An 18,384-nucleotide genomic window follows, 5' to 3' on the forward strand; every position below is an offset into this window, starting at 1 on the left:
ACCTCTGTAGGATTAGCTCGGCAGGTTCAGAGCATCCCGATTTACTATCGGAAGGGTCACTGGTTCGAACCCAGTATCCTCCACATTAAGCCTTATCAGTTATTCTGGTGAGGCTTTTTTGTTTTAGGGGCTTTTAAATAAACCTCTGTAGGATTAGCTCGGCAGGTTCAGAGCATCCCGATTTACTATCGGGAGGCTCACTGGTTCGAACCCAGTATCCTCCACATTAAGCCTTGTTGGTTTTTTTTGCCTTTTCTTATTATCTTATTAGAGTGTTCTATACCTATGTTATTTACTCTATTTCTCGGGATCGATATTATGTTGGTTCAACCTCTAATTTGCAAGAGCGGTTGTTAAAGCATAATACAAATCATAAGGGATTTACAGGAAATACTAATGATTGGAAAATTGTCTATTCAGAAGAGTTTGCTGCAAAAGAAGGCGCTCTTGCGAGAGAGAAGCAAATTAAATCTTGGAAAAGCAGGAAGATGATAGAGAAGCTTTTTTGTTAAGCTGGCTCAGAGCATCCCGATTTTCTATCGGGAGGGTCACTGGTTCGAACCCAGTATCCTCCACATTAAGCCTTATCAGTTATTCTGGTGAGGCTTTTTTGTTTTTGGGCATATAATGCCTAATTTGATTTATTATGCTGCTCGTACACCAAGCCTTGGGCGCCATTCGTGCAAGTGCAACGTGGTAGCCCCCACGTTAAGCCCTATTGGCCAATGTTGGGCCTTTGGGGCTTAAGGGAACGATAAATTATTTCTTCTTTCTGGTGGTACTGATATTAGGTAAAAAAGCCGTAATTAACCCTATCAATGGTAAATAAGCACAAATGGAGAACACGTAATTGATACTCGTTTTATCAGCAAGGTTTCCAATTAACGCCGAGCCCAGGCCGCCCATTCCAAAGGCGAAGCCAAAGAAAAGCCCAGCCACCAAACCTACTTTTCCAGGAATCAGTTCCTGTGCATATACCAATATTGCCGAGAAGGCCGATGCCAAAATCATCCCGATAGGAACAATTAGGATGCCCGTCCAGAACAAGTTGGCATGCGGCAACATCAGCGCAAAAGGAGCGGCACCCAGAATAGACACCCATATTACATATTTACGGCCAATTTTATCGCCAATTGGGCCGCCAAGCAACGTGCCGGCCGCTACCGAAAACAAGAATACAAATAAGTATATCTGCGAGGTTTGTACCGAAACATGGAACTTGTCGATCAAATAAAAAGTGAAGTAGCTGGTTAAGCTGGCCATGTAAAAATATTTCGAGAAAATAAGCACCAGCAAAATCACAATGGCGGTAATTACCCTGGTTTTCGAAAGATTGTGCTTCTCTATAATAGTGCTGGCCTTTTTTGCTTCGCGGTTTAGCACATAGTTTTTATACCAATTGCCTACGTAGCTGAGTACCATAATAGCCAACAAGGCAATTACCGAAAACCAGATAACGCTGAATTGTCCTTTTGGAACAATAATCCAGGCGGCCAGCAAGGGCCCAATGGAACTGCCGGCATTGCCTCCTAGTTGAAATACTGATTGGGCCAATCCCTTTTTTCCGCCAGATGCGGCATGCGCCATTCTGGATGCTTCTGGGTGGAAAATAGAAGAGCCCGTGCCCACCAAAGCTACCGAAAACAAAATCAGGTAAAAGCTATTGGATAATGAAAGCGTAATAAGCCCAACCAGCGTAAAGCCCATGCCAATGGCTAAGGAATAAGGTTGAGGCCTCTTGTCTGTGTATAAACCTACAAAAGGTTGAAACAAGGATGCCGCCAGCTGAAAGGTGAGCGTAATCAATCCGATTTGCGAAAAGGTTAGATGGTAAGAGCTTTTAACCAGAGGATAGATAGCCGGAATTAAAGATTGAATGGTGTCATTAAGTAGGTGTGAGAAACTTAGCGCAAATAAGATGGGGAAAACGGTTGCGTTTGTTTTGCTAAAATCAGAAGGGTTTGCGTTCATAAAAAAAAGATTTTAAACAAAGCTACATATTTTATTAAAGGTTAATCGTTAAAACTAAGATGTAATCACATATACACATCGTTTTAGTGCGTTAAAAGGTATTGTTGAAAGGCTTTGCGCCCAAATCAAATAAAACCACTTAGGCACATAAGATATCGCATCTTAATATCATTGAAAGGCCATGTGCCTATGTGATTAAAAGCTATGCGCCTAAAGCTTCATTTCAGCAACTTTCCACGCAAATTGTAAATCGTTCCTGTACATACGGCATAAAATCATAAATCATTTGTACTTTTGCGGGCGAAAACAAAATGAATATAAAATGAGTACTAATAGAGGACCAATATCGAAATTCATGGAGACCAATTATCTCCACTTTAATGCGGCAGCTATGATGGATGCGGCTAAAGGTTATGAAACGCATTTAGACGAAGGTGGTAAAATGATGATTACCCTTGCCGGTGCAATGAGTACTGCAGAATTGGGTATTTCTTTGGCCGAAATGATCAGGCAGGATAAGGTTTCAATCATTTCTTGTACTGGTGCCAACCTAGAAGAGGATATTATGAACCTTGTTGCTCATTCTCACTATAAAAGAGTTCCAAACTATCGTGATTTGAGCCCCCAAGATGAGTGGGATTTGTTAGAGAACCACTACAATCGGGTTACCGATACCTGTATTCCCGAAGAAGAAGCTTTCCGTCGTTTGCAAAAACATATCCATGCGATTTGGAAAGATGCAGATGATAAGGGCGAACGCTACTTTCCACATGAGTATATGTACAAAATGTTGTTGAGCGGTGTTTTGGAACAGTATTACGAAATTGATCCCAAAAATTCGTGGATGTTGGCGGCCGCCGAAAAAAACCTGCCAATTGTGGTTCCGGGCTGGGAAGACAGCACCATGGGCAATATCTTTGCGTCCTATGTCATCAAAAATGAATTTAAAGCCACAACCATGAAAAGCGGTATCGAGTACATGGCCTGGTTGGCAGATTGGTATGTGAAAAATTCAGATGGTAAAGGTGTAGGCTTTTTCCAGATTGGTGGTGGTATTGCTGGCGATTTCCCGATTTGCGTTGTGCCAATGCTTTATCAGGATATGGAAATGGAAAATATTCCATTTTGGAGTTATTTTTGCCAAATTTCAGACTCCACTACTTCTTATGGCTCTTACTCGGGAGCGGTTCCAAATGAGAAAATTACTTGGGGTAAACTAGATATCAACACGCCGAAATTTATTGTAGAAAGTGATGCAACAATCGTGGCGCCATTAATGTTTGCCTGGATATTGAAACAATAAATTAATTTCCAAATATCAGGGTTTAAAACCAACCCAAACCAAGTCAGCGATTTCCAAAAAATCGCTGATTTATTTAGCGCTAGCCGCTAAAATTGCAATAGTTTAGAATGATTATAAATTGTATTTCACTGTCATTAATATGTCATTGGTATCTTAATAAAGATTACTTTTGTCCAATTATTTCTGAGAGGTAAATCATCATTCATCACTTAGATTAAAAATTTTATTTCAAAATAAAGCATAAAATACTCATTATGAGGAATATCTCATTCGGACTTAAAAAATTTAGAAAAGCAACCTTCGTATTAGCTGCACTATCTTTTTTAACTGTAACTGTATCGAAAGCGCAAGATGTTGTAGAGGGAAGAACGTTATTTAAGTCGAAGTGTGCTTCATGTCACGCCTTAGACCATGATGGTACCGGCCCAGCTTTAACTCCAAAGGTTAACGAATTGGAGGAGTCGTTTTTAATTCCTTGGATTAGAAACAACGTTGAATTAAGAGCTTCTGGGAACAAACAAGCTATCGAAGCCGCTAAATTCTCTCCATCGGAGATGACCGCTTTTCCTAATTTAACTGATGATCAAATTAAAAACATCATCGCTTATGCAAAAGCAGGAGAGCCTAAAAAAGAAGCTGTTGCAGGTGCAGGAGAAGTGAAAGATGAAGGCGCTTCAAGCCTTTCAATTGCAGGTGTAATCGCGATTATTGTTCTGGCTATCGTTGTTTTGGTAGTGTTGGGCAGAGCGGTTAAAATGCTTGAGCGTTTAATTCTAGAGAAACAAGGTATCGTAGTAACAGATGAAGACAATGTTTCTTTAGCTACGGGCTTAAAAGGCTTGTTCAAGAACAAGAAGTTTGTGTTCTTTACCGTATTGTGCTTGGTGATTGTGTTAGGTTCATTCGGTTGGATGGGCATGTGGGAAACAGGTGTACACACGGGTTACCAACCAACGCAGCCAATTAAATTCTCGCACGAGTTGCATGCTGGTATTAATCAAATTGACTGTCAATACTGTCACACTGGGGCATTCAAGTCTAAAAACTCAACGATTCCTTCTTTGAACGTTTGTATGAACTGTCATAAAAACGTACAGGCAAGAACTGATGACGGATTGATTTCTCCAGAAATCCAAAAAATCTATAACGCTTTGGGCTATAACCCAGATACGCAAACTTACGACAAAACCAAAGAGAAGCCAATTGAGTGGGTACGTGTACATAACTTGCCAGATTTCGCTTACTTTAACCACTCTCAACACGTAGTGGTTGGTGAAGAAGCTATTCGTAAAGAAGCAGGTTTGAAACCAACTGATCCAGTTTGTTTCGCTTGTCACGGTCCAGTGAACACCATGGAAGAAGTTTACCAATACTCTCCGTTAACCATGAAATGGTGTGTTAACTGTCACAGAGAGGCGGATATCTCTAACAAGAAAAACGATGCGTTTTACGCAAACGTAATTGCTGCTCACGAAAAAATCAAAAAAGGTGAGAAAATTACCCCAGCGTTGTTAGGTGGTTTAGAGTGTGGTAAGTGCCATTATTAATAAATAGAGTTTTAGTTAAGAACGTTCGATAAACAGTAATATAGCTTAAATGGAAAGCAACAAAAAATACTGGAAAGGTTTGGAGGAGTTGAACAAAACTCCCGAGTTTGTTGAGAACAACAAAAGCGAATTTGCCGAGCCGCTTCCAATAGAAGATGTTTTAAGTGAAGCAGGACTAAGTACCGTTACCCCACGCCGTGACTTTTTAAAAGCCTTAGGTTTTGGTTTAGGTGCGGTAACCTTGGCAGCTTGTCAAAAAGCACCGGTACACAAATCAATCCCTTACTTGGTTAGGCCAGAAGAGGTAACTCCGGGTATCCCTAACTACTACGTTTCTACTTTTAAAGGTAACAGCGTAATGGTAAAAACCGTGGTAGGGCGTCCAATCAAAGTTGAAGTTAACCGCAATGCTGGTTTATTCAGCAGAGGTACTGATGCGCAGGCTCAGGCTTCAGTGTTGGATTTGTACGATGTTTCTAAACTAAAAAATCCTTTGTTGAAAAAGGATGAAACAACTTGGGCTGATTTGGACAAATTCGTAAAAGGCGAATTGAATAAAGTACAAGCATCAGGTAAGAAAATTCGTGTGGTTGCCAGCACTTTGAACAGCCCTTCGGCTAAAGCAGTGGTAACTGAATTTACCGCAAAATACCCTACTACTAAATTGGTTCAGTATGACCCGGTTTCTTATACAGGTATCATCAAGGCTAACGAAAATAGCTTTGGTAAAGCGGTATTGCCAAAATACAACTTCGATAAAGCAGATTTGATCGTAAGCTTTGCAGCTGATTTCTTGGGAACTTGGATCAGTGGTGAAGAGTTTACAGCTCAATATACTTCTAACAGAGATTATAAGTCTCTAGAGAAGAAAAAAATGTCTCGCCACTTCCAGTTTGAAGCTGGTATGAGTTTAACAGGTACCAACGCCGATACTCGTATTGCTTTGAAACTATCGGAAGAAGGGCCTGCACTAATTGCATTATACAATGCGATTACAGGTGCCAGCTTGCCAGGCGCAGGTTTGCCAGACAATGCCAACGCTGATAAAGCAATTAAATTGGTAGCTAAAGAATTATTACAGAACAAAGGCAAAGCAGTTGTAGTAGCTGGTTCTAACGATGTTTCTGTTCAAACTTTAGTAAACGCTATTAACGTGGCTATTGGTAGCTATGGTACTACTATCGATTTAGATAATCCTTGCAAACGTTACGAAGGTAATGATGCAGAATTTGCATTGTTGGTTGACGAAATGAACAAAGGTGAAGTAGGGGCAGTGTTCTTCTTGAACTCAAACCCTGCTTATGATGCTATCAATACTAAAACTTTTACCGAAGGTTTAGCAAAAGTTGGTTTAAAAGTTTCTTTCTCAGATAGGGAAGACGAAACTGCCGATCTTTCTGATGTAGTAGCCATTACACCTAATTATTTAGAAGCTTGGGGCGATGCTAATACTTATGAAGGTTTTTACAGCATTGTTCAGCCAACCATTAACCCAGTATTCAACTCTCGTCAGGCAGAGCAAAGTTTATTAACCTGGGCTGACGCTCCAGTACAAGATTACTACCAATACGTACGCAATTACTGGGAGAAAAACATATTGCCTGCAGCTGGTAAAACTTGGAAAGATGTGCTACAAACAGGTGTAGTTATTAACGCTGCAAGACCAGCTGGAAGTTATGGTTTCACTTTATCTTTAGATGCCGTTGCAGCAGCTATCGTAGCAAGCAGCAAAGCATTGAAGAAAGATATCGAGCTTCAGATTTTTGAAAGTGTTCCTATGCGTGATGGTAAGCAAGCCAACAACGCATTCTTGCAAGAATTTCCTGATCCAGTAACCAAGGTAACTTGGGATAACAGTTTAGCCTTAAACCCTAAACAAGCCGAGAAACTAGGTTACAAGGAATTTGACGTGGTAACGATCAAAGGCGAAAATGGTTATTCGGTTGATTTGCCAGTATTGTTCCAACCAGGACAAGCCATGGGCACCGCTTCAGTAGCTTTAGGTTACGGACGTACCAAAGCAGGTAAAGCGGGTAACAACGTAGGTAAAAACGCCTTCCCATTTGTAACTTACACCAATGGTACCTTAAAGTATGCTACTACGGCTACTTTAACCGCTACAGGTGCTTGGTCTGAATTAGCTCAAACACAAACCCACTACTCTTTCGAAGGTAGAAACATTGTTCGTGAAGCCTCTTTCAAAGATTTCCTAAAAGATCCAGCGGCTGGTTCAGGTAACCACCACAAACATAAAGTTTACGATTTGTGGACTACCGATAAGCACGAAATGTTGGGCAACAACTGGGTAATGGCAATCGATTTGAACGCTTGTACAGGTTGTGGTTCATGTATCGTAGCTTGTAACGTAGAAAACAATATCCCAGTGGTAGGTAAGGATGAGGTTCGCCGTCGTCGTGAAATGCACTGGTTACGTATCGACCGTTACTATAGCTTTAACGATGAGCAACATGGTGCGGTAACTAAAGAGAAAGAAATTGCTCATTTAGATAACCTAGAGAATGTTTCGGTAGTGCACCAGCCAATGTTGTGTCAACATTGCGATCATGCACCTTGCGAAACCGTATGTCCGGTATTGGCAACAGTACACTCGTCGGACGGTTTGAATCACATGGCTTACAACCGTTGCGTAGGTACCCGTTACTGTGCAAACAACTGTCCATACAAAGTACGCCGTTTCAACTGGTTTAACTACTGGAACGATTCGCGTTTCGATAACTACTTGAACAACGAGTTTACACAATTGGTATTGAACCCAGATGTTACTACCCGTTCAAGAGGGGTAATGGAAAAATGTTCGATGTGTATCCAACGTATCCAAGCAGGTAAATTAACGGCCAAAATTGAAAAACGTGCATTGAAAGATGGCGATATCAAAATGGCCTGTCAAGAAGCATGTTCTGCCAACGCAATCATCTTCGGCGATAAAAACGATCCAAACTCGGAAGTTTCAAAGGCCCTACGTAGCGAGCGTACCTACTACGTACTAGAAGAAATCAACGTTGAGCCAGGTATCGGTTACATGACAAAAATTAGAAACATAGATTCAGAAACAAAAGAAGTACATGCGTAAGCTATTACTTACAGCAATATAGAATATGGCAGGACATAACGAATCAATTTTAAGGGAACCTTTAATTACCGGAAAGGACATCACGTATGCCCAAATTACGGAAGAGATCTTATCTCCGGTAGAAAATAAACCTAACAAGGCTTGGTGGATTGGATTTATCCTTGCACTATGTGGAGCTACTTTATGGGTAGTTTCAGTAGGCTATACCTTCTGGTTTGGTATTGGTTCTTGGGGTTTAAATAAAACAGTAGGTTGGGCTTGGGATATCACCGGTTTCGTATGGTGGGTAGGTATTGGTCACGCTGGAACGCTAATCTCCGCAGTACTATTACTTTTCCGTCAAAACTGGCGTAACTCCATCAACCGTTCGGCAGAGGCGATGACTATTTTCGCCGTTATTTGTGCCGCAACATACGTAGTATCACACATGGGTCGTCCATGGTTGGCTTATTGGGTACTTCCTTTGCCAAACCAGTTCGGATCACTTTGGGTTAACTTTAACTCGCCATTGGTGTGGGATATGTTTGCGATCTCTACTTATTTCTCGGTATCATTGTTATTCTGGTACACCGGTTTATTGCCAGATATCGCCACCATCAGAGACAGAGCAACAGGCGTTCGCAAAAAAATCTACACCATTTTCTCATTCGGTTGGACAGGTAGCGTAAAAACCTGGCAACGTTTTGAGGCAGTATCATTAATTTTAGCAGGTATTTCAACGCCACTGGTACTTTCGGTACACACCATTGTATCTATGGACTTTGCAACTTCGGTAATTCCGGGATGGCACACCACCATTTTCCCTCCTTACTTCGTTGCCGGTGCAATTTTCTCGGGCTTTGCCATGGTATTAACCTTATTATTGGTTGTACGCAAGGTGTTAGGTTTAGAGAATTATATCACCATGTTCCACATCGAATCAATGAACAAGATCATCATCTTAACAGGTTCGATTGTAGGTGTGGCTTACTTAACCGAGTTATTCATTGCTTGGTACTCAGGTTCACAATACGAGTTATACGCTTTCCAGAATCGTATCGCCGGTCCATTTGCTTGGTCATACTGGTTAATGATGACTTGCAACGTAATTTCTCCGCAGTTGTTGTGGTTTAAGAAAATCCGTACCAACATTGCTGCAACTTGGGTGCTATCCATTGTGGTAAACATCGGGATGTGGTTTGAGCGTTTCGTAATTATCGTAACTTCACTACACCGCGATTACCTTCCTTCAAGCTGGACCATGTTCTCCCCAACCTGGGTAGATGTGGGCGTGTTTGTAGGCTCAATCGGAGTATTCTTTACTTTGTTCCTATTGTTCTTAAGAGTTTTACCTTCTATTGCAATTGCTGAGGTTAAAATGATCTTGAAGAGCTCAAGTGAGCAATCTAAGATGAAATTGATTAAAGAAGGAAACTTAGATAAAGAGCAGGTACAGGAGTACATTGAATCTTTAGAGAAATTTGATAGTGTTAAACAAGAAGAATACGCAAAAATATAACAATGAGTAATATCAAATATATTTTAGGCAGCTTTGGAGATCCTGATGAGATGCTAACCGGCATCAAGAAATTGCAGGAGAATAACATCTCTATATATGATGTTTATACCCCTATGCCTATTCACGGTATCGAAGCGAAATTGGGCGTTAAAAGATCTAGATTGGATATTGCCGCTTTCTTTTTCGGAATTACAGGTACAATCACCATGCTTACTGGAGTTTATTTAGCTACCGTAGTAGATTGGCCAGTAAACATTGGTGGTAAAACGCACTTTGCATTGCCAGATTTTATTCCAATTACCTTTGAGTTAACCATTCTATTCTGTGCATTTGGCTTGGTAGGTTCATATTATGCCTCTACCCATTTGTTCCCAGGAAGAGCCCCAAGGGTAATGGATTTACGTGCAACTGACGATCGTTTTGTCATTGCTATTGATGCCAAACAAAATACAGAACACGAAAAAATTGATGAACTTTTAAAAGGTGCAGGCGCTTTAGAAGTTAAGCATAATGAAAGGAAGTATATTAGCTATGAATAAGAATAAGATTGTTTTAGGAGCATTTAGCTTACTAGCTTCTGTAGCAATGCTTTCGGCCTGTAGAGACAATAAGAGTACAGGTTTAGAATACGCAAGGAATATGTATGATCCAATTGCCTACAATCAGGATCAGCCAAACAAAAACTTTGCGAACGGAGCAACGGCCCAAACGCCACCTCCAAACACTAATCCGGTTGATTATATCCGATATGAATACCCAAATACCAAAGAAGGGTATGAGGCTTCTGTAGCTTTGGTTAACCCACTAGCGTTAACAGAGAAAAACTTGACCGAAGGAAAGCACTTTTACACTGTTTTCTGCTCACCTTGCCATGGTGAAAAAGGCGATGGACAAGGCCATATCGTAAAGTTGGATAAAGGTATTTCAGGCGTACCCGCCTACCACGGCGCTGATGCAGTTTCATCTCGCGGTGGTTTAATGAAAGATATGCCAGCTGGAAAAATTTATCATACCATTATGTATGGTTTGAACGCAATGGGGTCTCATGCTTCACAGCTTAGTCCAGATGAAAGATGGAAAGTAGTGATGTATGTTCAACAATTACAAAAAATACAATAAGAAAAGCAGATATAAATGGGAACTCATCATTATAATTTAAGTGAACAATTTGAGTTTACTGGAAAAGTAAAAACTTTGAGTATTGTTGGTATCGTAATTGGTATTTTAACAATAGCTTATGGCTTGTTCTTCAACAGTGATCACATTACACATGAGCGTACTTTTGCCAATCTATTGTTGATGGGCTATTACTTCGCCTGTGTTTGTATGTCTGCCACGTTCTTCCTAGCAATACAGTTTGTTGCTCAGGCAGGATGGTCAGCATCTATTTTACGTGTACCGCAAGCCATGGCAAAAAACCTGCCTTGGGCAGCATTGATCTTAATTGCCATTACTGGTTTGGGATTATACACGCACAACCTTTATCACCATTGGCATGCCGAAGGATTAACCGATCCTAACTCGCCAAATTATGACAGCTTAATTGCAGGTAAAGCAGTATTCTTAAACTGGCCGTTTTTTATGATCAGGCAGGTCGTGTTTATGGGATCATATGCAATTTTTGCTCATTTTGTAACCAAGTGGTCGTATAACGAAGATTTAACAGGAGGGTTAACTTCTTACAATAAGAGTTTCAAATACTCTTGCATCTTCTTGGTAATCTACGGGTTTACTACGCCAATCTTTGCTTTCGATAACATCATGTCCTTAGAAGCACACTGGTTCTCTACCATGTTCGGTTGGTATAACTTCGCTTCAATGTGGGTAAGTACCTTAGCGATCATCGCTATCGTGATTATCTTATTGAGAAAGGCGGGTTACATGAGCTGGGTAAACAATAGCCATCTACACAACTTAGGCCAGTTTATCTTCGGTTTCTCTATTTTCTGGACTTACGTTTGGTTTGCTCAATTCCTATTGATCTACTATGCGAATATGTCGGAGGAGACGGTATATTTCCACAAACGTTTCAACAGCTACGAGTTCTGGTTTTACCTTAACTTGGTGCTGAACTTCTTATCACCATTGCTATTGTTGATGGATCGTGATAACAAAAGAAGTGAAAATATCCTACTAGTGGTTTCTATCATTGTAGTGTGTGGCCACTGGGTAGATTATTACCAAATGATTATGCCAGGGGTATTTGAGTTTGGAACAAAAAGCGGTAGCGGTTTCGGTATCTTGGAAATCGGTATCACACTTGGCTTTGTAGGCCTATTTACTTACACAGTATTAAGTGCATTAAGCAAAAAACCTTTGGTGGCAAAAAACCATCCGTTTTTACAAGAGAGTTTAAACCACCACTTATAATAAAAAATACGGTTTACAATAAATAAGTAATATAACTACGGTACATCGTACTACTTTTAAAGAAAATGAGTTTAAGAAAATTAATCGTTAATAAAACAATGGCAGCGTTAGCAGTATTATTTACTGTTTTTACCAGCGCTAATGCCTTTGCTCAGGAAGCAGCTGCAGCCACTACGGCTAAACCTGTAGACATGGGTCCAGTACATAAAAATGCAATATTTTATGTGCTAATGTTCTTGCTTTTATGTTTATTCATTGCCATAGTAGGCAAAGCATTAAAAGTATATGAATTAACCCGCGAAACGCAAGGTAAGCCAGAAGGAATCAACTGGAATACGGTAAACGCTGTAATATTTGCTCTATTCTTAATCGTAGGTTTATACGGGGTATATTGGGAGTATTCGGTTCACGGTAAAATGATTTCTCATATGCACGAGGCGGCATCTGAGCATGGCCAGCGTATTGATGAGATGTTTAAATTAACATTGATCATTACCACTATCGTATTCATCCTTACCCACATCGTTCTTTTTGCATTCGCTTATTTCTACAGAGCTTCTGATCAAAGAAAAGCTTATTACTACCCGCATAACAATACGATCGAGAAGATTTGGACAATTGTTCCTGCTCTAGTATTAACCTTATTGGTATTGAAAGGTTTCTTAACATGGAGATCTATTTTCTATAAAGTGGAAGATCCTAAGAACAGACCGATCAGTATTGAGGTAACTTCATCGCAGTTTTTATGGGATATCCGTTACGCTGGCCCAGATGCAGTGGTTGGCAAGAAAAACTACAAGTTAATTACCGCGATCAACAACTTAGGTATCGATTTTAACGATAAAAACAGTTTGGACGATTTAATGGCCGAGGAAATTGTTCTTCCGGTAAACAAGCCAGTTCGTTTTATATTGACAAGTAAAGACGTTATCCATAGTTTCTATATGCCTCACTTTAGGGTACAATTAAATACCGTACCAGGTATGACCTCATATTTTGAGTTTACGCCAACGATTACTACGGATGAGATGAGAACTAAACTTAACGATCCTAAGTTCAACTACATTTTGTTGTGTGCTAAAATTTGTGGAGCCAACCACTTTAACATGCAGAAAAATGTAAGGGTTGTTAGCGAAAAAGAATATCAAGAATGGTTAACTAAGCAAACTCCTTATTTAACTAACGACTTGAGAAAGGCATTTAACTTACCTGTACCGGTAGAAGCAGCCCCAGCAGCTGAACAAGCTCCTGCGGATACTGCAGCTACAGCTGCCAAGGTAGCCTTAGATGTAAACAACCAATTAGCTTTAAAAAAATAATAATACTGGAAAAACCTTATTATGTCAACAATATCATTACACGATACACACCACGACGATCATGGACATGGCCATCACCATGAAACGTTCTTAACTAAATACGTATTTAGTCAAGATCACAAAATGATTGCCAAGCAGTTTTTAATAACTGGTATCATTATGGCAGTTATCGCAATGCTTTTATCGATCCTATTTAGGATTCAGCTTGCTTGGCCAGACAAATCTTTTCCTTTATTAGAAACATTTTTAGGTAAATGGGCTGAAGGTGGAAGAATAAAGCCAGACTTTTTCTTGGCGTTAGTAACTATTCACGGTACCATCATGGTATTCTTTGTACTAACCGCAGGCTTAAGTGGTACTTTTAGTAACTTGTTAATTCCTTTACAGGTTGGTGCTAGAGATATGGCTTCGCCATTTTTGAACATGCTTTCTTATTGGTTCTTCCTAGCTGCATGTTTAATCATGATGGGCTCTTTCTTTACCCAAACAGGACCTGCTAGTGCTGGTTGGACAGTTTATCCACCACTTTCGGCAGTACCAAAGGCCATGCCTGGTTCAGGAATTGGTATGACCTTGTGGTTAGTCAGTATGGTTCTTTTCGTAGCCTCATCTTTAATGGGTGGTATCAACTATGTAAGTACCATTTTGAACATGCGTACAAAAGGTATGGACCTTTGGAAAATGCCTTTAACCATTTGGGCTTTGTTCCTAACTGCGGTTCTAGGTATTTTATCGTTCCCAGTATTGGTAGCGGGTGTAGTACTTTTAGTATTTGACCGTAGCTTTGGTACAAGTTTCTATTTGTCGGATTTAGTATTCGGTACTCAAATTTTGCCTAACGAAGGTGGTTCTCCAATTTTGTGGCAACACTTATTCTGGTTCTTAGGTCACCCTGAGGTATATATCGTGATTATGCCTGCTTTGGGTATTTCTTCAGAGATCATCTCTGTAAATGCTAGAAAGCCGATTTTCGGTTACCACGCAATGGTTTATTCATTGATGGGGATTACCATCCTATCATTCATCGTTTGGGGGCACCACATGTTTGTAACAGGTATGAACCCGTTATTGGGTGGGGTGTTTATGATCACCACATTGATCATTGCGGTACCATCAGCGGTAAAAACCTTTAACTACCTGGCTACTTTGTGGAGAGGTAATATCAGATTTACGCCAGCGATGTTATTCGCTATCGGTTTGGTATCTTTCTTCATCTCTGGTGGTTTAACAGGTATCTTCTTGGGTAACGCTTCATTAGATATTAACTTACACGATACTTACTTTGTAGTAGCTCACTTCCACTTGGTAATGGGTTCTGCAGCTATTTTTGGAATGTTGGCCGGTGTTTACCACTGGTATCCAAAAATGTTTGGCCGCATGATGAACCCTAAGTTGGCTTATCTGCACTTCTGGGTAACTTTCATTTGTGCTTACTTGGTATTCTTCCCGCTACACTTCTTAGGTTTAGATGGTGTACCGCGTCGTTACTATGCGTTTACCGAGTTTGAGTTTATGAACAAATGGTTAACCGTTAACGTATTTGTAACTTGGTCGGCCATTATTGCTGCATTGGCTCAAATTGCATTCTTGTTTAACTTCTTCTATTCAATGTTTAGAGGTAAAAAAGCAACTCAGAACCCATGGAATGCGAATACTTTAGAATGGACTACACCAGTTGAGCATTTGCACGGAAACTGGCCAGGGGAAATCCCAACTGTTTACCGTTGGCCATATGACTATAGCAAGCCAGGAGCTGAAGAAGACTTTATTCCTCAAACAGTTCCTTTCTCACAAACGATGAGCTCTAATTTACCTCATGACTTTGAAGGTAACGAAGAGGCTGAGCGTATCCAAAAAGAATGGGAAGCTGCAAATAAGCCGGTGACCGAATAAGCACTGCGCCGAACTTTGTCCAAAATATGTAATAAGGTATCTGCCAAGTGTGCTAACATTTACAGGTACCTTATTTTTATAAATCTATCACATATTCAATGATTGCTAAATCTGAAAGTAGATTTATTAGAATAAACTTAATCACCATCATAGCTACATTAGTAGTTATTTTGGCCGGTGGTATTGTTCGTAGTACGGGTTCAGGAATGGGTTGCCCAGACTGGCCAAAATGCTTCGACCAATATATTCCACCTACTTCCATTAAACAACTTCCTCCCGATTACGAAACAAAATATGTAGAAGGAAGGAAAAAGAAAAATGAGAAGTTTGCCAAGTACTTGGAAAGTATGGGCAAGCATCAATTAGCAGATCGTATCAGAAACGATCAGTCGATATTGGTGCATGAAGAGTTTAATGCCGCTAAAACCTGGACAGAATATATCAACAGGCTTACGGGTGCAATTCTGGGTATATTCCTTTTGTTAACTGCAATTTTTTCATTTGCATACAAGAAGAAAGCTAAACGAATTATTGTACTCAGCTGGTTGAATATCCTAGTAGTGGGCTATCAGGCTTGGTTGGGTTCAATAGTAGTTTCAACCAATTTAACGCAATGGGTGGTAACGGTACACATGTTACTAGCCTTAGTTATTTTGGGAATTGCGATTTATACTTACAACTATGCTAAGCAATTGCACAGCGAGCCAACGGTAATTATGTACCGTATCATGTGGTTGAAAGGCTTTTTGTTCTTTACCATCTTAATTTCTATCCTACAGATTATTTTAGGTACCGAAGTTAGGGAAGCAGTAGATAGCATTGCCAAGTCACTGCAATATAACGGACGAAATACTTGGGTGTCTAAAATAGGTAGCGTGTTCTCCTATCACAGAGACTTAGCAATTTTAGTGGGTATTAGCAATTTTATTGTTTATAAGATGGTAATTGACCGCTTTAGCGGCAAAGCCTGGCCATTAATTACGGCCAACTACCTGATGGTAACCTTAATCGTTCAGGTAGTCTCTGGATTTTTGTTATCGTACCTGGGTTTACCGCCTTATGCGCAAGCCGTACATATTTTGTTTTCGACCATTATGTTCAGCTTGCAATATTATTTGTACTTGTTGGTGTATAGGACCAAAACCTATAAGGCCGCTTAAATATTAAAAATTGAAACAGTTTTTTTCAGATTTTTCAAAACTCATAAAATTCCGACTAACGTTCTTAGTGGTGTTTTCTGCGTCTGTTACATTTTTAATCGGGTCAAAAATTCAGGTAGACCGTGCCATTATTGATGAAATTAACTGGAACAATTGGTTGATTTTGATCATTGGTGGTTTTTTGGTAACCGGAGCCGCAAATTGCTTCAACGAAATTATTGAGGTTGATCTGGATAAGCTCATGACCAGAACCAAAGATAGGCCAATGCCAGCAGGTCGTATGACCACGGGGCAGGGCCTCGTATCAGGTTTGGTGATGGGTATAGCAGGAACATGGCTATTGGGCAAACTTAATTTAGAAACCGGGTTGATTTCTGTGTTTTCTATTTTATTATATGCTTTTGCTTATACACCGTTAAAAAGAAAATCGCCTATTGCTGTTTTTGTGGGCGCTATACCAGGAGCATTGCCACCACTTATTGGTTATTTGGCGGCTATTGGCCACTCGCCAGTAGGTTACGTGCCCAGAGATTACCAAATAGCCATCATCTTGTTTTTGGTGCAGTTTGTATGGCAGTTTCCCCACTTTTGGTCTATTGCGTGGGTGTTAGATGAAGATTACAGCAAAGCTGGATTTAGATTATTGCCAACCAAAAAGAAAGATAAAGCCAGCGCTATCTTTACTTTTGCCAGCACCCTGATCTTAATTCCAGTAAGCTTATTGCCAACTTTCTATGGTTTTGGAGGATATTATATTGCTGGCGTTTCGGTGGTGCTAGGACTGTTGTTCAGTTGGTATGCCTACCAATTGGTAGTGAAAATGGATTTGGCAAGTGCCAAAAAAGTGATGTTTTGCTCATTTTTTTACATCCCTTTGGTACAATTAATTTTATTGTTTGATTTAGTAGTATAAAGATGGTGAGTACAATGCAACAAGAGCGCGTAGCGTTCAACTTTAAGCCTAAAAAATTTGTGGTTTGGTTGTTCGTGGTTTCTTCTACCATTATGTTTGGCGGATGGACCAGTTATTACCTTGTTTTTATGGCCTCAAAAGGTAAGGGGCATGGTTTGGTTTTACCAGAAGTTTTTACCTACAGTACTGCTGTGCTATTGGTTAGTAGTATCTGTTTATTTATGGCAGCAAGAGCGCTGAAAAAAGGCGATACCAGTAAGCAAAGAATGCTATTATGGCTAACTTTTGTTTTAGGCGTTGTTTTTGGTGTGTTGCAGTTTCAGGGTTGGGTAGGCCTTTACCAAACCGGGGCAGTATTGGTAAACAACAATGCGGCTATTTCCATGATTTATGTTGTATCGGGTTTCCACTTGCTACATATTGTGGCGGGTTTAGGCTTCGTGACCAGCAGCCTTATAGGCAGTTATAAAAAGGTTTCTCCGGAGGTTGCTACCTACCGCCAGGACGTTACCTCAATATTTTGGCATTTTATAGATATCTTATGGATATATCTATATGTTTTTTTACTTTTGAACAGTTAATTTTTTAACAAACTATTATACTAATATTAAATGGATTCATTATCGAAGTTAGACCAAGTTAAAACAACCCCATGGGCCGGCGGTCGTTCGCCGTGGTCGGTAGAGTATGGTAAAATAATGATGTGGTTTTTCTTGTTGTCGGATGCCTTCACATTCTCATCGTTATTGGTTTATTATGGAGCGCAAAGATTTAGCAAGTTTGCTTGGCCAGATCCGGATTTGGTTTTCCAGTCTATCCCAGGTTTCGCAGCCCACGGCTATCCTTTGGTTTTCGTAGGTATAATGACTTTTATATTGATCATGAGTTCTGTAACCATGGTATTAGCCGTAGAAGCAGGACACAGAGGATCTAAAAAAGAAGTAATTTGGTGGATGGTAGCAACCATCATCGGGGGGTTCATGTTCTTGGGCTGTCAGGCTATCGAGTGGACTCACTTACACCACGAAGGTTTCTGGTGGGGCCAAATCCCTAAAGAATTAGGACATTTCTTTGAAGGCGAAGTCTCCGCAGTATCTGCACAGCAGTTTGCCAACCTGTTCTTTACCATCACGGGTTTCCACGGTTTCCACGTATTCAGTGGGGTGGTCATCAACATCATCATTTTATGTATGGTCATTAACGGTACTTTCGAAAGACGCGGACATTACTTAATGGTTGAAAAAGTAGGTTTATACTGGCACTTTGTAGACTTAGTTTGGGTATTCGTATTTACCTTCTTCTATTTGGTTTAATTAGTT

At 40.2% G+C, this 18,384-nt stretch carries 15 protein-coding genes and 2 tRNA genes; 16 read left to right on the top strand and 1 reads right to left on the bottom strand.

Features of this window, described 5'->3' with window-relative positions:
• Positions 1-6 precede the first annotated feature (6 nt).
• The 3 genes from DUT71_RS13300 (at position 7) to DUT71_RS13310 (ending at position 512) form a co-directional block, all read left to right on the top strand.
• Positions 7-83 (top strand) — tRNA-Val (locus tag DUT71_RS13300).
• A gap of 64 nt (positions 84-147) precedes the next feature.
• Positions 148-224: transfer RNA gene (locus tag DUT71_RS13305), tRNA-Val, on the top strand.
• Positions 225-272: 48 nt separating this feature from the next.
• Positions 273-512 (top strand): GIY-YIG nuclease family protein, encoded by a 240-nt coding sequence (locus DUT71_RS13310; protein WP_113663028.1) that lies wholly within the window; start codon positions 273-275, stop codon positions 510-512.
• A gap of 247 nt (positions 513-759) precedes the next feature.
• Here DUT71_RS13310 and DUT71_RS13315 read toward each other — a convergent pair whose 3' ends face one another.
• Positions 760-1,971 carry an MFS transporter gene (locus DUT71_RS13315; RefSeq protein WP_113663029.1) on the bottom strand — a complete coding sequence of 404 codons (1,212 nt, stop codon included), beginning with the start codon at positions 1,969-1,971 and terminating at the stop codon, positions 760-762.
• A 322-nt stretch (positions 1,972-2,293) separates the two neighbouring features.
• Here DUT71_RS13315 and DUT71_RS13320 point away from each other — a divergent pair, with 322 nt between their 5' ends.
• From DUT71_RS13320 to DUT71_RS13380, 13 genes are all read left to right on the top strand, one after another.
• A complete protein-coding gene (locus tag DUT71_RS13320) occupies positions 2,294-3,274 on the top strand; it encodes a deoxyhypusine synthase family protein (RefSeq protein WP_113663030.1) in 981 nt (326 codons plus the stop codon).
• Positions 3,275-3,528: 254 nt separating this feature from the next.
• A complete protein-coding gene (locus tag DUT71_RS13325) occupies positions 3,529-4,821 on the top strand; it encodes a c-type cytochrome (protein ID WP_113663031.1) in 1,293 nt (430 codons plus the stop codon).
• A gap of 49 nt (positions 4,822-4,870) precedes the next feature.
• Complete coding sequence (locus DUT71_RS13330; protein WP_113663032.1) at positions 4,871-7,912, top strand: TAT-variant-translocated molybdopterin oxidoreductase; 3,042 nt, start codon at positions 4,871-4,873, stop codon at positions 7,910-7,912.
• Positions 7,913-7,937: 25 nt separating this feature from the next.
• Positions 7,938-9,410, top strand: coding sequence for an NrfD/PsrC family molybdoenzyme membrane anchor subunit (gene nrfD, locus DUT71_RS13335; protein WP_113663033.1), 1,473 nt, complete (start codon positions 7,938-7,940; stop codon positions 9,408-9,410).
• A 2-nt stretch (positions 9,411-9,412) separates the two neighbouring features.
• Positions 9,413-9,949, top strand: coding sequence for a DUF3341 domain-containing protein (locus DUT71_RS13340; RefSeq protein ID WP_113648413.1), 537 nt, complete (start codon positions 9,413-9,415; stop codon positions 9,947-9,949).
• Positions 9,942-10,529, top strand: a complete 588-nt coding sequence (locus tag DUT71_RS13345) for a c-type cytochrome (RefSeq protein WP_240186928.1) — start codon at positions 9,942-9,944, stop codon at positions 10,527-10,529. The genes DUT71_RS13340 and DUT71_RS13345 overlap by 8 nt, the downstream gene beginning before the upstream one ends.
• Before the next feature lie 15 nt (positions 10,530-10,544).
• Positions 10,545-11,780, top strand: a complete 1,236-nt coding sequence (locus tag DUT71_RS13350; RefSeq protein WP_113663035.1) for a quinol:cytochrome C oxidoreductase — start codon at positions 10,545-10,547, stop codon at positions 11,778-11,780.
• A 98-nt stretch (positions 11,781-11,878) separates the two neighbouring features.
• The gene (locus DUT71_RS13355; RefSeq protein WP_240186929.1) at positions 11,879-13,099 is read left to right on the top strand and encodes a cytochrome c oxidase subunit II; all 1,221 of its coding nucleotides are present in this window, start codon (positions 11,879-11,881) and stop codon (positions 13,097-13,099) included.
• A 21-nt stretch (positions 13,100-13,120) separates the two neighbouring features.
• Positions 13,121-14,992 carry a cytochrome c oxidase subunit I gene (locus DUT71_RS13360; RefSeq protein WP_205313938.1) on the top strand — a complete coding sequence of 624 codons (1,872 nt, stop codon included), beginning with the start codon at positions 13,121-13,123 and terminating at the stop codon, positions 14,990-14,992.
• A gap of 98 nt (positions 14,993-15,090) precedes the next feature.
• Complete coding sequence (locus DUT71_RS13365) at positions 15,091-16,152, top strand: COX15/CtaA family protein (protein WP_113663038.1); 1,062 nt, start codon at positions 15,091-15,093, stop codon at positions 16,150-16,152.
• A 10-nt stretch (positions 16,153-16,162) separates the two neighbouring features.
• Positions 16,163-17,065 carry a heme o synthase gene (gene cyoE / locus DUT71_RS13370; protein ID WP_113663039.1) on the top strand — a complete coding sequence of 301 codons (903 nt, stop codon included), beginning with the start codon at positions 16,163-16,165 and terminating at the stop codon, positions 17,063-17,065.
• Between the two features lie 14 nt (positions 17,066-17,079).
• Positions 17,080-17,646 (top strand): cytochrome c oxidase subunit 3, encoded by a 567-nt coding sequence (locus DUT71_RS13375; protein WP_240186930.1) that lies wholly within the window; start codon positions 17,080-17,082, stop codon positions 17,644-17,646.
• Between the two features lie 30 nt (positions 17,647-17,676).
• Complete coding sequence (locus DUT71_RS13380) at positions 17,677-18,378, top strand: cytochrome c oxidase subunit 3 (RefSeq protein ID WP_113663041.1); 702 nt, start codon at positions 17,677-17,679, stop codon at positions 18,376-18,378.
• Positions 18,379-18,384 lie beyond the last annotated feature (6 nt).

Origin of the sequence: Pedobacter nanyangensis (assembly GCF_003313505.1) — a bacterium.
Classification (GTDB): Bacteria; Bacteroidota; Bacteroidia; order Sphingobacteriales; family Sphingobacteriaceae; genus Pedobacter; species Pedobacter nanyangensis.

Bases quoted from the DNA above. Each gene is read 5' to 3' on its own strand.
- DUT71_RS13315 (WP_113663029.1), bottom strand. From the start codon at position 1,971: ATGAACGCAAACCCTTCTGATTTTAGCAAAACAAACGCAACCGTTTTC.
- DUT71_RS13320 (WP_113663030.1), top strand. From the start codon at position 2,294: ATGAGTACTAATAGAGGACCAATATCGAAATTCATGGAGACCAATTAT.
- DUT71_RS13325 (WP_113663031.1), top strand. From the start codon at position 3,529: ATGAGGAATATCTCATTCGGACTTAAAAAATTTAGAAAAGCAACCTTC.
- DUT71_RS13330 (WP_113663032.1), top strand. From the start codon at position 4,871: ATGGAAAGCAACAAAAAATACTGGAAAGGTTTGGAGGAGTTGAACAAA.
- nrfD (WP_113663033.1), top strand. From the start codon at position 7,938: ATGGCAGGACATAACGAATCAATTTTAAGGGAACCTTTAATTACCGGA.
- DUT71_RS13340 (WP_113648413.1), top strand. From the start codon at position 9,413: ATGAGTAATATCAAATATATTTTAGGCAGCTTTGGAGATCCTGATGAG.
- DUT71_RS13345 (WP_240186928.1), top strand. From the start codon at position 9,942: ATGAATAAGAATAAGATTGTTTTAGGAGCATTTAGCTTACTAGCTTCT.
- DUT71_RS13350 (WP_113663035.1), top strand. From the start codon at position 10,545: ATGGGAACTCATCATTATAATTTAAGTGAACAATTTGAGTTTACTGGA.
- DUT71_RS13355 (WP_240186929.1), top strand. From the start codon at position 11,879: ATGGCAGCGTTAGCAGTATTATTTACTGTTTTTACCAGCGCTAATGCC.
- DUT71_RS13360 (WP_205313938.1), top strand. From the start codon at position 13,121: ATGTCAACAATATCATTACACGATACACACCACGACGATCATGGACAT.
- DUT71_RS13365 (WP_113663038.1), top strand. From the start codon at position 15,091: ATGATTGCTAAATCTGAAAGTAGATTTATTAGAATAAACTTAATCACC.
- DUT71_RS13375 (WP_240186930.1), top strand. From the start codon at position 17,080: ATGCAACAAGAGCGCGTAGCGTTCAACTTTAAGCCTAAAAAATTTGTG.
- DUT71_RS13380 (WP_113663041.1), top strand. From the start codon at position 17,677: ATGGATTCATTATCGAAGTTAGACCAAGTTAAAACAACCCCATGGGCC.